Annotated in this window: 14 protein-coding genes; 8 read left to right on the top strand and 6 right to left on the bottom strand. The window is 64.3% G+C overall.

Annotated elements, in window-relative coordinates; all coding sequences use genetic code 11:
* Positions 1-51 precede the first annotated feature (51 nt).
* The 4 genes from EPN51_RS23655 to EPN51_RS23640 form a co-directional block, all read right to left on the bottom strand.
* On the bottom strand, positions 52-474 hold the full coding sequence (locus EPN51_RS23655; RefSeq protein WP_293047516.1) for an acyl dehydratase: 423 nt from the start codon (positions 472-474) through the stop codon (positions 52-54).
* On the bottom strand, positions 471-1,073 hold the full coding sequence (locus EPN51_RS23650; protein ID WP_293047514.1) for a MaoC family dehydratase N-terminal domain-containing protein: 603 nt from the start codon (positions 1,071-1,073) through the stop codon (positions 471-473). Before EPN51_RS23650 ends, EPN51_RS23655 begins: the two co-directional genes overlap by 4 nt.
* On the bottom strand, positions 1,070-3,541 hold the full coding sequence (locus EPN51_RS23645; RefSeq protein ID WP_293047512.1) for a CoA transferase: 2,472 nt from the start codon (positions 3,539-3,541) through the stop codon (positions 1,070-1,072). The genes EPN51_RS23650 and EPN51_RS23645 overlap by 4 nt, the downstream gene beginning before the upstream one ends.
* Positions 3,542-3,652: 111 nt before the next feature.
* Positions 3,653-4,483: an alpha/beta fold hydrolase gene (locus EPN51_RS23640; protein ID WP_293047510.1), complete on the bottom strand. Its 831-nt coding sequence runs from the start codon at positions 4,481-4,483 to the stop codon at positions 3,653-3,655.
* Positions 4,484-4,733: 250 nt separating this feature from the next.
* Here EPN51_RS23640 and EPN51_RS23635 point away from each other — a divergent pair, with 250 nt between their 5' ends.
* Both EPN51_RS23635 and EPN51_RS23630 read left to right on the top strand, forming a co-directional pair.
* Complete coding sequence (locus tag EPN51_RS23635; RefSeq protein WP_293047508.1) at positions 4,734-5,375, top strand: TetR/AcrR family transcriptional regulator; 642 nt, start codon at positions 4,734-4,736, stop codon at positions 5,373-5,375.
* Between the two features lie 78 nt (positions 5,376-5,453).
* The gene (locus tag EPN51_RS23630; RefSeq protein WP_293047506.1) at positions 5,454-6,191 is read left to right on the top strand and encodes a hypothetical protein; all 738 of its coding nucleotides are present in this window, start codon (positions 5,454-5,456) and stop codon (positions 6,189-6,191) included.
* A gap of 135 nt (positions 6,192-6,326) precedes the next feature.
* Here the strand turns inward: EPN51_RS23630 and larC are convergent, their stop codons facing one another.
* Complete coding sequence (gene larC / locus EPN51_RS23625; RefSeq protein ID WP_293047504.1) at positions 6,327-7,511, bottom strand: nickel pincer cofactor biosynthesis protein LarC; 1,185 nt, start codon at positions 7,509-7,511, stop codon at positions 6,327-6,329.
* Entirely contained in the window at positions 7,508-8,206 is a 699-nt protein-coding gene (gene larB / locus EPN51_RS23620) for a nickel pincer cofactor biosynthesis protein LarB (RefSeq protein ID WP_293047502.1), read from the bottom strand. Before larB ends, larC begins: the two co-directional genes overlap by 4 nt.
* A gap of 51 nt (positions 8,207-8,257) precedes the next feature.
* Here larB and EPN51_RS23615 point away from each other — a divergent pair, with 51 nt between their 5' ends.
* Genes EPN51_RS23615 through EPN51_RS23590 form a run of 6 tightly spaced genes read left to right on the top strand, consistent with a single transcriptional unit; the run spans position 8,258 to position 13,265 of the window.
* On the top strand, positions 8,258-8,872 hold the full coding sequence (locus EPN51_RS23615; RefSeq protein ID WP_293047500.1) for a 4Fe-4S dicluster domain-containing protein: 615 nt from the start codon (positions 8,258-8,260) through the stop codon (positions 8,870-8,872).
* Between the two features lie 18 nt (positions 8,873-8,890).
* Positions 8,891-10,324 carry a hypothetical protein gene (locus EPN51_RS23610; protein WP_293047498.1) on the top strand — a complete coding sequence of 478 codons (1,434 nt, stop codon included), beginning with the start codon at positions 8,891-8,893 and terminating at the stop codon, positions 10,322-10,324.
* The gene (locus EPN51_RS23605; protein WP_293047497.1) at positions 10,317-11,249 is read left to right on the top strand and encodes a molybdopterin-binding protein; all 933 of its coding nucleotides are present in this window, start codon (positions 10,317-10,319) and stop codon (positions 11,247-11,249) included. Before EPN51_RS23610 ends, EPN51_RS23605 begins: the two co-directional genes overlap by 8 nt.
* On the top strand, positions 11,246-11,632 hold the full coding sequence (locus tag EPN51_RS23600; protein ID WP_293047495.1) for a hypothetical protein: 387 nt from the start codon (positions 11,246-11,248) through the stop codon (positions 11,630-11,632). The genes EPN51_RS23605 and EPN51_RS23600 overlap by 4 nt, the downstream gene beginning before the upstream one ends.
* Before the next feature lie 2 nt (positions 11,633-11,634).
* Positions 11,635-12,423 carry a hypothetical protein gene (locus EPN51_RS23595; protein ID WP_293047587.1) on the top strand — a complete coding sequence of 263 codons (789 nt, stop codon included), beginning with the start codon at positions 11,635-11,637 and terminating at the stop codon, positions 12,421-12,423.
* Positions 12,420-13,265 carry an adenine nucleotide alpha hydrolase gene (locus EPN51_RS23590; RefSeq protein ID WP_293047494.1) on the top strand — a complete coding sequence of 282 codons (846 nt, stop codon included), beginning with the start codon at positions 12,420-12,422 and terminating at the stop codon, positions 13,263-13,265. The genes EPN51_RS23595 and EPN51_RS23590 overlap by 4 nt, the downstream gene beginning before the upstream one ends.
* Positions 13,266-13,272: the final 7 nt, after the last annotated feature.

The raw sequence follows: 13,272 nt of genomic DNA, 5'->3' as shown, positions 1-13,272 counted from the left end.
CAAACCGATTGTCCGAGGCATTGGACCCAAATCAAGGGTGTCGTTGGTAGATCAGAAAACGACGTCGACTTCGCCGGGACCTACTGTGCCACTGGCTGAGTCGGAGGTGCTGATCGTGAACGTGACGACACCGCGATCAGCATCGATGGCTGTGACCGTCCCGGAGACGACCGCGGTGGTTCCGACGGTGTTGAACCGCGACATCCGAAATCCACGGATAGCGACGATCCGCCCCGTCGAGTCGGTCCAGTCGTAGATGGCCCGCTCCCACATTCCCATCAGAAACAAGGTGTTGGCGTAGGCGTCGGGCGCTCCTGTCGCCCGAGCATAGCCGCGGTTGTGGTGGATTGAGTTGAAGTCGCGGTTGGCCCCGGCTTCCATCACCAGTCGGTACGAGGTGATGGGGAAGGTGATGTTCGGCAGCTCGGAGCCAACCGTCGCCCCGGACGCCGCGGTGATCGGGGGTGCGGTCACGTCGCGTTCCTTTCCTCGCCGGGACCGAAGGGGTTGTAGGCGTAGGTGCCGGTGCGCATGACGGCCACGACGTCGCCACGGTCGCTGACGATTTCGCTTTCGGTTGTGCTGAACGCCCCGCGACCCACAACGGTCTCCTTTGGTGCGCAAGACAATAGGCGCTTTCCCCGGATGCCGAGTCGCTCGCCGACCACCACCGGGCGCAGGAAGTCCACGCTGATGTCGGTCGCGAAGAATCCCGAGGTGGGCGGCGCGGGGCCGGTGTCGACATTGTTGATCGGGGTGCGCAGCGGTTGAGCATCCGGGTCGTCGTCGCCGAACAGTGGCGCATCGCCGGGGGACCACATGGCCGGCAGGTGAAACGACAGGACGCTCGTGACCGGTGCCACGATGTCGTCGTAACCGGCGGCTCGTGCGGCGCCGGTGTCGTAATGGATGGCGGCGCCGATTTCGAGCGGTTCGAGGTACCTGCGGATGGTGCCGGCCTCCACCCGGTCCGCGCCCCAGATTGTGGTCCCGTCCGACAGATCCTGACCGACCAGGGCCACCATGTCGGCCCAGGACACCTTCCAATCATCTTGCGCGGCAGGGTCACTCATCGCAGAACGCCTTCATCCGCGAGTCGCTGTATTTCCTCCGTGTCGAGGCCGAGCAGCGTTGTCAGGATGTGCTCGTTGTCCTGACCGAATGTTGGCGCAGCGCGTCGTGGCATGCCCGGTGTGTCCGACAGCAGGCAGCGCGGGCCTTCCACCACGGTCTGTCCCAGCGTGGGATGCGCGAGCCGCACGAAGTGGCCGCGATGCGCAATCTGTGGATCCTCGAGCAGATCGCGACTGTTCGCCGAGCGATGGGCGGGCACCCCGGCCCGTTGGAGAATGGCCTCCGCCGACAAGGCCACGTGGTTGGCTGTCCACTTACTGATGGCTGTTTCGATCACGGCCGCATGCGCTATTCGGCCCTCGGCGCTGCCGAATCGCGCGTCAGCGCGGAGGTCGGGCCTGCCGATCGCCTCGGTCAGTGCCGTCCATTCGGCCTCGTCGGTCACGACCACGGCCACATACCGGTCCTCGTCCGGCGTGTTATCGGGCCGGCACTTGAAGACGCCGTGCGGCGCGAATTCGCGGTCCGCGTCGCCGAGTCGGGTCACGATCGTACCGTTGGCGGCACAGTCGGCGACCTCGGGCGCCTGCAGCCACACGCCGGCTTCGACCTGGGCGACGTCGAGGTAGCAGCCTTCGCCGGTACGGTCGCGGTATTGCAGGGCGGCGAGCAGCGCCACCACGGAGAAACGCGGGCCGACATAGTCGGTGTAGGGGCCGAACGGACCGATCGGGGCCCGGTTGGGCCAGCCGGTGATGAATTGGAATCCCGATAGCGCCGCCCCTACGTTGCCGTATCCGGCCAGTTGAGCGTGCGGGCCGTACTGGCCGTTGATGGAGGTGCTGAGCATGACAAGGCCGGGGTTGTCGCGCCGCAGTGTCTCGTAATCGAGTCCCCACTTCGCCATGCGTCCCGGCGAGAACGACTCGATGACCACATCGGCCCAGCCGGCCAACTTTCGGGCGAGGGCGCGGCCTTGCTCACTGTTGAGATCGAGCGTCATCCCCAGCTTGCCGGCGTTGCACGTGCCGTAGAGCGCCGAGCTTTCCGCACTGGGTTCGCCGTTGACGTAAGGCTGCATGAACCGGGCTGTTTCGATGCGGCCGGACGATTCGACTCGAATCACCGTGGCGCCGAAATCCGCGAGTGCACGGCCGATCAGGGGCCCGGCCACCACCCAGCTGAAGTCGACCACCTTCAACCCGTCCAGGGGAGCACCCGCTTCCGACGCGGCCGGGGCGGTCTCATTTCGTGCCGCAAGCCACTCGTCGACCACCTCCTGCTGGTGCTCGCCAAGTCGTGGTGCGCGGCGGCGAATTGCCATGGCGTTCGGCACTGAAGCGTGTGCGAACGGGCCGGGCAGCAGGACGGCATCGTCGCCGTCGCCGACGGTGACGAAGAAGTTACGCGCGGCCAGTTGGGGACTGTTGACGATGTCGCCGATGTCGCAAATCGGCACGCTGAGCAACTTGCGTTTGACCGCGGCTTCCATCACATCGGCCTTGGTGTGGGCGGCGAAGAATTCCGAGATCACCGCCCTCAGGCGCAGGCTGTCTGCGTCGGAGAACTCGCCCGACGCGATTTTGCTTGGGACGGTGCGAAAGTCGAGGTCCGTGAAGTCGCCGACCGGTGCGCCCTCCTCGGCCAGCCACGCGATGAAGTCGTTGGTGAAGGAACCCGACGCGGGCCCGATACCGATATGAAATTCGATCAGGCCATCGCTACAGGCCCACTTCTTGAGCGCCGGATCGGTGTTCGAGCCGCTACCGGATTGGTCGACGACGCGCGGGGCCTCGAGCACGTGGCCCTTGGTCATGTCACCTCGCGGCACGTCGCCGACCGCACAGGTCAGCGCGCGCCCCAACGTGGCGGTGGTCAGGCTGGCCTGCACGGCGACATCGACGAGCTGGCCGCGGCCGGTGTGGCGACGTGCCGCCAGCGCGAGCTGGGCACCCGCGACCGCATCGAGGGATGCGTGTAAGTAGGCCTGCGGCAACGATATTCGCAGGGGTGGGCGATCGCCGTCGCGGTGCTCGTCGAGTGGACCACCCGCGGCCCATACCACCAGGTCGGGTGCCTTGAGATGAGCCTTCGGGCCGGTCCGCCCGAACGCGGTGATGGACACGTATACCAACGCCGGGTTGACCGCATGCAAGTCGTCGACGTCCAGTCCGCGTGCGGCGAGCGTTCCCGGGCGGGCCGACTCGACGAGCACGTCAGCGGCGGAGGCGAGGCGACGGATGAGGTCTACTCCGTCGTAGGTGTCGACGTCGGCGACGATGCCGCGCTTGTTGGCGGCATATGCCTGCCACACATAGGAATCCGCCCCTGGACTCGGCGGCAGCGGCGCTCTGCGGCGAGCGCTGCTGCCGCCGGCCGGCTCCACCTGCACCACGTCCGCACCGAGATCGGCGAGCACGCGGCCCGCCATCAGGCCGCGCTCGTCGGTCAGATCCAGTACTCGCACTCCATCAAGAAACACTTCATCTACCCATTGGTTCGCCGGAAACTGGATTACTGAACAACATCGTATAGTAATGAGGCTCGAGTTCGGAAGGGCGATAGTCCCGTGCGTTCCTTAGACGCCGGCGCCAATCCGACTGTCGCACCATTCGAGGATTTGATTGAAGGTCTGTCCGCTTGATGGCGACGTGTTGAGGCAGTGCCCGGCGCCGCGGACACTCAGGCAGGTTGCATCGGTGGACGGGTCGTAGAAGCGCCGTTCGACACGCATCCACGCCTGGGTCCCGCACACGATGGTGTCGCGTGAGCCGGTGATCACCAACACCGGCGTGCGCAGCGCACGGGTTCGTAACGCCTCGTTGCGCATGCGGCCCAACGCTTCTCGATAATGGGCGGTCGTAGATTTGAGTTGCTCGTCGACCACGATTACATCGCGTTCGACAGGACCGGGAGCGTAGAACAGAAGTCGCCTCGAGCCCGGAATCGTGGTGCGATACCCACGCGGAGGCCGGACTTCGGGACCGCGCTGACGGGGCCGCCACCAACCACCGGCGTAGAACAGTCCGGTTCCTGGCATCACGAGGTGGCTGAAGCCGGTGAGCACCACAGCGTCCGGGCGACTGTGACGACCCGTACGATCAGCTGACACTGCATGCCCCGCGACAACGGCTGATCCCAGCGAGTGTCCGACACTGATGATCCGGCTCTTCGCAGTATCGGCGAGGCGACCCGAACGCAGCGCGGCGATGACGGTGTTCAATGCCGCGACATGATTGTCCAACGTCAGCAGGTGCGCGGGTGGATGACTGCTCGCGCCGGTGCCGAGGCGGTCCAAAGCCAGGGTGGCGTAGCCTCTGTTGACCGCTGCGCTCACGTACGAGTAGGACTCGGGCCGATGCGGAAAGTCCCAATAATTGTGGTCATACGTATAGCCCGGCACCAGCACCTGAACCGTTCGTCTGGCGAAATCACCGCTCCACGTCAGTTGCCCGGCGATTCGCATTTCACGTCCTGCAACCACCAAGCCACAGCTGACGTCTTGTCGATCAGTCTTCACGGCGCGCCCTGAATTCGGTGACTTCAACCCCGGCTCTCCGCTTCGGCCGTGGTCCGGACATGCCGAGATTAACGTACGGAACCGTATAGGAATATATTTCTGTCCATCTCCTTGGGAACGTAGCGACTACCATGGCGTGATGACGTCGGCGCAATCCACCAGCCGGGCAAGCGGCCGCCCCCGTAATCCCGATGTGGACCGCCGTATTCTCGAGGCCGCGGTACTGGAATTCGGCGACGTCGGCTACGACGGCCTGAGCATGGAGCGTGTCGCACTTCGCGCCCGCGTCAGCAAGGCCACGCTGTACCTACGGTGGGCCAAGCGCGACGATCTGCTACTCGACTGCTGGGCGGCGCTGGACCTGCACGTAGGTGAAATCGACACGGGCAACCTGCGTTCGGACTTGCGGGAACTTGCGACAAGCGTGGCGGAATTGTACTTCAGCGACTATGGTCGCTCCACGCTGCGACTGGTCGTGGAGTCCGAACGGCATCCCGTATTGGCGGTCCATTCCCAGAAGATCCGAGATGGTCAAGTGATGGCGGCGCGTTCGATCGTGCGACGAGCCATCGGACGCCGTGAAATTCCGGCCGACACCCCGGTGTCGATTCTGCTCGACGGACTGTGCGGAGCGCTGCTCAATCACGCCCTGAGCACACCGAGTCGGCTTCGAAGTCATGCGCGCTCCACACTTCCGGAGTACGTTGACCAGCTGGTGGAATTCGTGCTTGCCGGCAGCGATGCCGTGCGAAATTCGGGATTCGATTCTGGAGGCGATTAGGCGTTTGAGGCCATTGCCAGGCGCCGCGCATGTAAGTGATCGTTCACAAATTAGCTGTGACAAGCTAAAATACTGCTGATGTACGATGGACGACAGGTCCTGACCGCCATCGATAACCACCTAGTCTGGGTGTTGGTGCTATGCGCGCTGGCGATGGTCTTCAACTACACTTGGTTCTTTGCTGCCTACGTGATTGCCCGGCGCGAGAAGCGGTACTCGATCCCGATCTTCTGCACCCTATTCTGGTTTGCCGGCGATGGTTCTTTCGTAGCACGATACAACACCTGGTTCCACACTTACCACCACTGGTATGTCGAATTATTTTGGGGTGCGCTGCTTCTCACCGTTACGTTCGAAGTCGCCTACATTGTTCAGGCGATCCAGTACGGCAGGAAGGAGCTACTGCCGTCATCGACCCCGCGCCAGTTTGCGCTGCTGATCGTGTCTGGGGCGGCCGCGGCGGTCATCATCTGGAATTTCCTCAACTACTCGATGGATGACCCCATTGCGATCGCGTACTTCTCCGTCGCAAACACCGCGTTGCCGTTGATGTATATCGGCATCCTGATGCGGCGCCGGAGCCGGGCCGGAACCGCGCCAATCGTGTGGTGGGGTTATCTCGGCATGATCAACTGCTGGTTCCTCGCCATCACGCTCTTCTTCGGCCCGCAATTCCGCTCGCCGTGGTATCTCGGATTGTGGGCCGTCTGCGCCCTCGGAGGCATAGGCGTGCTGGTCACCGTGTCGCGGCTGCCCAAGACGCCCCCACAACCGGCGCCAGTACCGCCCATCCACGGTGCTTCGCTCCGGCGCTGAACATGATCGCCCACCGAAGTGCAAGGCGTTTCGCGGATTCAGCTCCAGGACGGGTGCTTTGCACCGGGCGCAGATCGGACGCGACATCGCGGTAACAAATGCTGAATTCGTGCTGTGTAACCGGCGATTTCCCTATCACGTATCCGCACCGAGCACTAGTCGAGCCTCGGCCAGCGCCTGCCCCCATACGTCCTTGATGCTGAGCCCGGTGGCTTGGGCGACTCGCGCACAGTCCCGATGCTCCGGCTTCGCATTGACGACTTCACCATCGAGAAGCCCGAACTTGACACTGATTTCATGGCCGTCGACGGTCACCGTTGCGAATCGGCGCTCCAGCGCCCACCGATGCTCGACTCGTCGCACCCGAACTCCGAGCGTGGTGGTGTGGCGCAGCATCGCGTGGGCGACCGGTCGTTCGCTCGACGTAGACACCAAGGCGGACAACGTGATTCCCGGCCGACCGTTCTTCATGCCTGCGGGCGTGGTCCACGCGTCGTGGGCCCCCGCATCCAAGCACGCCTGCACGACGTCGGGCACCCATTCGGGGACCATGTCGTCGAGGTTGGTCTCCAGGACCAAGGCCGCCCGTCCAGACTCGCGCTGCTCCTCGTCGGCTTTCCCTATCAACGCGCGTACGACGTTGGGCAGGGCGCGCCAATCCGCGTTGCCAGAACCGATTCCGATCGCGCTGAGCGACATCGCCGGCATGGCGCCGAACCGGCTGCTCTGCGACTTCACCAGTGCGGCACCCGTGGGCGTTACGGTTTCGCCCGTGACATCGATGCCGTAAACCGGGCTGTCGTGCAGGATCTCGAGGGTGGCCGGCGCGGGCAGCGGGATCACGCCGTGCGTGCTGCGGGTGGTGCCGTGGCCCATCGGTAGCGGCGAGCACACGACATCGTCGACACCGAGCTGCTCGAGCGCGATTGCGACACCGCAGATGTCGACGATGGCATCGAGCGCGCCCACTTCGTGGAACGTCACCTCGTGGGGTGAAATACGGTGCACACGTCCTTCGGCAACCGCGAGCACGTCGAAGGCACGATGGGCCCGCGACTTAGCAGCGTCCGGCATCGAACTCGCGTCGATGATGGCCTTGATGTCGTTCAGCCGGCGGTGCGCGTGCTCGTGCGGGGCCGTCACCGTCAGTGCGGTAGCGCCGATGCCGTGTCGCTCGACGGTGCGCGTCTCGAGTCTGACACCCGAAACCGGTAGCTGGGAACGGATCGCCTCCAGTGAGGCGCCGGCGTCGATCAACGCCGACAACAGCATATCTCCGGCGACCCCGCCCACACAGTCGATGTAGAGCGTGGATGTCATTTGGTGGCCAAGATTCGCGCGGCGCCGCATGCCGCCCCGAACCCATTGTCGATATTGGTGACCAGCACGCCCTGGGCACAACTCGCCAGCATGGCGTTGAGCGCCGTCTGGCCGCCGTGGGCGGCGCCGTATCCGGTTGACGTCGGCACCGCGATGATCGGGCAGCCCACCAAGCCGCCGACCACCGACGCCAGCGCGGCGTCCATTCCGGCGACCACGATCAGCACCTGTTCGTTGCGAAGGTCGTCGACGCGGTCCAGTAGCCGCCAGAGCCCGGCGACGCCGACATCGATATGTAACCGGGTGGTGATGCCCAAGAACTGCAACGTGCGCTGGGCCTCAAGCGCCACCGACCGATCGGATGTGCCCGCTGCCACGATGCCTACTCGGACGTCCCGCTCGGGCAGACAGCCGTTGAGGAACGCTGTCTGTGACAACAGGTCGTAGTCGAAGGTCGCATCCGTTCGCTCGATGGCCGCATCGTATTGCTGCTCGCACATCCGGGTGAACAGCACGGGCCCAACACCGGGCACGTCGAGGCGTTCGACGATCCGCACGACATCGTCGATAAGTTTGTCTAGGCAGAACACCGCCTCCGGCATCCCGATCCGAGCCGTCCGGCCGCAGTCGTAGACCAATATCCCGGTCGCTTCGGCGCCGGCCCGCTTCTTGACATTCGTGTTGGCGTTACTCATGCTGTGCGATAGGTTACGGACTAAATCGGTACGTATCAAGAGGGGTGGCGAGTGAACACGGTCCAATTCGGTATCGAGGTCGTCGACGAGAACTGCACCGGCTGCTACCGCTGCGAACGAGTCTGCCCGACTGAGGCGATGGTCATGGTAGGCCCGAAGACGAAGGCGCTGGCGGTGGTCGACAACGACAAATGCATCGCGTGCATGCGCTGCATCGACGCGTGCGACGACGATGCCTTACATACCATCAACCGCGCCGAACCGATCATCCAGGAATTCGATCCATCAGACGTCGATCCTGAGGCGGTCAAGGAACTCTGCCGGGCCGCCGACATGGCACCAAGCCACCTGGTATGCCCGTGCGCAAATACCACCGCGCAGGAGATCGCCGTGACAGTCCTCAAGGGGGCGAGTAGCTACGAGGAGTTGTCGCTTCAGATCGGGGTGCAGTCCGGATGCCTGATGTACTGCAGCGTTCCGCTGCGGCGCCTGGTGATGGCCGGCACCGGAAATGCGCAGGACAGCTCCAAGTTGCGCCGGTATGCGGACGACCAGTCGTTGATGGATATCGACCCCGAACTGGACGCTCGCTATCCCTTGTTCCAGATACGTGCCGAGCAGGAATGGCGCCGCCAAGAAAAAGTCGAAGCTGATGTCGATTTCTGACAGCGAGGAGAGACTCCGATGACGATCACTGCCCCGAGTAGAACGTTCAAACCGCCGATCGAACCGCCGGCGATCATGCCGTCAATTTACGGTCCACCGGTTCGCCCGCTGCGCGCCAAAGACATTCCGGGGATGGTGTCGCTCCCGGTCACCCAACTGTTCCCCGACATTCCGCTGGCGATATACCGCCACGACCAGGACGGGGCGCCGCTGCGCAATGCGGCCATGGGCGCATTGGCCCGGGTCGACATGACCATGATCAAGCCCAACCAGCGGGTCCATGTCATCTGCTCGGAGCATGGCTTTGGCATCGATGGCGGGTTCGGCTATGCCGAGATGTTGGGCGCCGTCCGCGACGAAATCGTCTCGCGCACCGGCTGTCAGAACGTCAAGCTCGTGGTGATCGCCTGGCATGGCCGCAAGGAGCCCCGGGAGTTCATCGAGTATTACGGCTTGGACAAGCGGTATCACGGCAAGGTCGTCGGCGCGAACCCGCTCGACGCGGGCATTGAGATCGACACGGTGCTGGGGCCGCTGCACGGAATCCGGGCGATCTACAACGCCGACTGGATCATCCACACCCACTATGACGATCCGCGCGAGGTTTATGCGCATCGGGCCATCGACCGCATCACCAAGCCATTCGGAATGTCCTACGCCCGCATCGAGACTCGGTCGATCTTCCACATGCAGATGGGGCCGCGCACCGGCAACCTGATCGGTCGCGCCATCGCCGATTCGGACTTCGTTCGCAGCAAGCTCGCTTTCTCGGTGGTGATGAAGAGTTCTCCCGACGGGCTGACCGGGGTCGATGCGGACAACGACCTGGACCAACTGGGTGCGCGCACCACGGCGGACATGCTCCGGTCCTACGGCAAGATGCTGGCGCTGCTGCGGACCGTCGACGACGTCATTCCCATCATCGACGGAGCCAGATGGCCGTACTACGTCCACGCCGGTGGGATGATTTTCGGCCAGCTGTTTTTCAACGGCCGCGATTGGTGGGACCTCGATCTGCCTGACGAAACCGCCGACACCGAACATCTGATCGGCGGCAACGTCTCGCTGGGAATCAAGGCGCTGGTGCTCAATCACACACTGATCGGTCTCACCGTGTTGGCACTGCCGATGGTGTACCCGACGGTCATTGCCGATCGCGCGATGGCCGACGTGATGGCACGTGACTTCGCCAATGCGGACTTCTTGGAGTACGCCGAGGTAGCCGATGACTTGTTCCAGGCGGTCGAGATGGCACGCGAAAGGGCCGGCGGCTCAAACAATCTGATGTGCTTTGACGGCAGCTACGGTGCCATCAACCTGACCCCGTCGATGGGAGAGCAGCTGCTGGAGAATGCTCCCGGATGCAGTCGGCTCGTTGACGAGGAGTTGCTGCCCAAGTACCTGAAGCAGCGGGGACTGGATCCGGTGGCTCTGGGGGCCGGCAGTGCCTGACCTTGACGACGGCCTCACTCTCGATCTGCTCGACAAGCGCGAATTGCGCGTAGAGGGCATCGCGCTTCGCGAGGCTAATCTCGGGGCACTGGCCGGCGTGGTGGCAAGCGCGTTGGATCTGTCGGCCGAAGAGGTGCTCGTCACCGATGTGCTCGGTGATGTTGTCACATTCGACATCCTGAGGCCAAAGTTGTACGGCCACCAGCTCGTTGGCCGCTGGGACGCGATCCGCCAAGGATTGGCCAACGTGCCGGGCGTGGTACTGCAACCCGACGCGCGCATCACGTCGAACGGTGTGCTGGGGTGGATCCCCACCGACCCGGAGATGCTGGACTCGGCTTTGGCGCAGGCCCGCAGCGCTGCCGAGGGCATCGCGGCCCGCATCGCGCGGCGGGTGTGCGTGTTGTCCACCGGCGCGGAGGTCGATCGCGGTGAAATCGAGGACACCAACCGCCAAACGCTCAGCGATGCGTTCGGCGACGCCTACGACGTATCGTTCGGCGGCACGGTACGCGACGACCATGACCTGATCGCGGGGCGCATACGTAACGCGGTGGAGGCGGGTTACGGCGTGGTGGTTACCACCGGCGGTGTGGGCGCCGAAAGCAAGGACCACACCATCGAGGCTCTGCTCAAGGTCGATCCCAATGCGGCGACACCGTATCTAGCCTATTTCCCGTCGGGGGAACACCCCCGCCACGTAAAGGCCGGAATCCGCATCGGCGTCGGAGAACTGCGTGGCAGCGTCATCGTGTGTCTTCCCGGGCCCAACGAAGAAGTGCGGCTTGCCGCACCGATACTGCTCGAGCGCTTCCAGGCGGGTAAGCGGGGTGCCGACCTGGCCGAGCCCATCGCCGCCGCACTGCGGGCGCACCTGCGCACCTGCATGAACCATCTCGACCACCAGTCAGGAGTCCACGAGTGAGTCAGAAACATCAATTCCTCAGCGACGAATGGTTCGCGTCCGTCAAGGACCTACTGGCCGACGGCCAGCCCGAACTGCCCGAAGCGCTGCGCGGCCTCGTCGTCAACATGGACGTCACCGACATGGGTGTGCAGGCAACGTATCGGGGATGCTGGTTCGAACCGGGATTCTCCGATGACGCCGAGGCGACGCTGACGACGACCAAACAGTTGGCATACGACGTATTGGTCGAAAAGAATCTCGCTCTGGGCGTCCGGGCAATCGCTACGGGTAAGGCGAAACTGAAGGGCAACAAAACCAAGCTGATGAAGCTGCGGGCGGTCCGTCCGACGGCTTCGCAGGAAGCGTTCGAGCAAAAGGTGCGGGAGGTTACCCAATCTTGAGCGTGACGTCTGCTCCGCCCCGACGCATCACGGCGGAACTGGTTTCCGAGCTGCGCGGCCTTTTTCGCGCGGTCGCAAGCCCGACGGAGCCGGGCCTGGTCGCGGGAACCGGTTTGGTTGTGCCTCCGTCGACCGACCCGGCCGGGCAATGGGACGTCGTCGCCCTCGAAGGGGAACACGCCGATGCCGGACAGCCCCTGGTCTTCATCGAGGGAAGTGCCTGGGAAATCTCGGTGGCCGAAGACCATGTACTCGGCGTGCTGGGATTTGCCGGCGGGATTGCGCGGCGTGGAGCCGAGATCAAGGCCGCAGCACCCGACGGACTGAGGGTCGTGTGCGGAGGCTGGAAGAAGCTGCCCGTCGCGCTGAAGCCGGCGCTTCGGGCAGGGCTCGATGTCGCGGGCCTGTCCCACCGCCTGCTCGACGGGGACTTCGTTTACGTCGGAAAGAATCAAGTCGCGATGCTGGGTGGTGTGGCGGCTGCGGTGCGGACGGCGCTCGATCTCCACGCCGGACCCGTGTCGGTGCAAGTCGTCGATGTCGCTGAGGCTTTCGCAGCCGTTGACGCCGGCGCCGGGGTCGTCATGGTCGACACCGGAGAACTTGCCGATCTAGAGGCGGTCACGACGGCGTTACGCGCGCGCGGCCACGACGGGCTGATCGCGTACGCCGGCGGGGTGGACCCGACACAGCTGGGCTCCATCGCCAACTTGGGCACGGACATCGTCGATATCGGTCGCGCCCTGCTCGACGCGCCCCTGTGGGACCTGCACCTGGAGGTTGCCGGATGAGTGAGCAGTTCGACATGTTGGCCGCGGCGCTGGAGCGCTCGCCGCGGCGCGTGATCGCCTGCAGCGGCGGGGTGGACAGTCTACTGCTGGCCGACGTCGCACACGAATTACAGCCGCGCACAACGATTATCGCCCACTCGGTGTCGCCGGCCGTTCCACCCTCGGCGACCCGTCGCGTGCGGCAGGTGGCCGCCGACCTCGGGTGGCGCCTCGAGCTGGTGAACTCACATGAGTTCGAGGACCCGCGGTACCTGGCGAACCCGCGTGATCGCTGCTACTTCTGTAAATCGAACCTGTACACGGAGTTGGACCGCGTAGGTGCCGCGGCCCGTGCTCATGGGGCCGACTGGACGGTGATGAGCGGTGCCAACGCCGACGATCTGGGCGAGTACCGCCCCGGCCTGGTGGCGGCCAGCGAACACGACGTGCGGCATCCGTTCGTCGAAGCACGGATGGCCAAAGCCGATATTCGCACCCTGGCACGTAGCCGGGACAGATCTTGGCATGACCTGACGGCGGCGCCTTGCCTGGCCAGCAGGCTCTACACGGGAACCGCGGTCACCGCCGACCTGCTGCGCGCGGTTGATCAGGGGGAGAACCTGTTGCGTGAACGTGCGGGCGTCGACGTGGTCCGCTGCCGGATCGACGGCGATGAGGTCTTGGTGGAGACCCGCACCGAGACCCGATCACGGCTCACGCCAACGCTATTGGACGAGGTACTCGAGATCATGCGTAGCGAGGTGCCGACCCTTCGTTCGATCAGCCTCGACGAGGTTCCGTATGCGCCCGGACGCGCGTTCGTCGCCCCTTCGGCGACTTCGAGGGGTTTTCAGATAAGTTGACTGCGTC

It is taken from the genome of Mycobacterium sp. (assembly GCF_004298145.1).
GTDB lineage: Bacteria > Actinomycetota > Actinomycetes > Mycobacteriales > Mycobacteriaceae > Mycobacterium.
Note: the sequence above shows the minus strand (reverse complement) of the source record. Positions and strands in the feature narration are given on the sequence as shown.